This is a genomic window from Pseudomonas sp. SDO5215_S409, from assembly GCF_054071325.1.
Genome location: NZ_JBSVWN010000151.1, coordinates 1 through 942 on the forward strand (window position 1 = coordinate 1; position 942 = coordinate 942).

The following is a 942-nucleotide window of genomic DNA, read 5'->3' on the forward strand; positions in this document are numbered from 1 at the left end:
GTGAAAGGAACACCTTCCCTGTGGACAAATTTGTCCCTAACCCATTGGGGATTTATAACCTGTCCGGCAATGCCACGGACTGGGTCAATGACTGGTACGACAAGGACTATTACCGGCATTCCCCCCTCGAAAACCCTCAAGGGCCAAGTACTGGCAGTGCACGAGTGTGGCGTGGATCAAATATGGGGGAGGATCCAATACTTAGCGCCAGCACTGTTCGTCGCTGGGAAGCTGAGCCAGTGCAGGATGGCTATTATCCTGGCATCAGTTTTCGTTGCGCCATTCAATCCGAGAAACCGCTATAGCCCTTCAAAAAATGGCGCTCATCAGCGCTATTTTTAATCAGATACTAAGCCAACCCATCAAATCGCCCGCTGTTGCGAGCAGCCAATAATCTTTTTTCCTTACGCCAGGCATTGCTTGGTTTCCAGGCCATTCGCGTGGAAGTATCGGTCGACGAGTTGATAGCCAAGCTATCAATAAACCAATTGAACTGGTTCTGTTCGTGGCTATCCAGTAATGCGTTGATGCGCTCCAGGCTCTTCATGGCGTTGACCTTTTCCGCTCTGGGCGAACAATGTTCGAGCACTTCGATAAAGTGCCGCCAAGTCCGTATCTCTGACAACAGAATGACCAGCGCCTTTTCTTGCTGTTCATTAAAACTTTCAACAAAGCCCTCGGTGAGCAGATAAACCATAGGACCAAGCGTTTCTGGTGGCAGCAAGCCAAAGGGAATCGGTTGCAGTCGGACTGTAATGACTTTATCGACGTGGTGATCTAGCACATAGCGAGCTAAATTAGCGGCCTCCACCTTGGACGCCGCACGTTTTTCCCACCATAGCGCCATTTTAAGAAAGCTATCATCAAACGCTTTACCGATCGCTTTACCGGGCGACGTCATCACCCGAAACAACCCCGAAGCCAAGTAACTAAACGCATCCT

General features: G+C 50.0%; 1 protein-coding gene and 1 pseudogene. One reads left to right on the top strand and one right to left on the bottom strand.

What is annotated here, in order from left to right; translation table 11 throughout:
- Positions 1-305, top strand: a 305-nt coding sequence (locus ACW9H9_RS28660) for a formylglycine-generating enzyme family protein (RefSeq protein ID WP_457346713.1), incomplete at its 5' end; no start/stop codon positions are given.
- A 44-nt stretch (positions 306-349) separates the two neighbouring features.
- Here ACW9H9_RS28660 and ACW9H9_RS28665 read toward each other — a convergent pair.
- A pseudogene (locus tag ACW9H9_RS28665) lies at positions 350-942 on the bottom strand (LysM domain-containing protein); the annotation flags it as partial.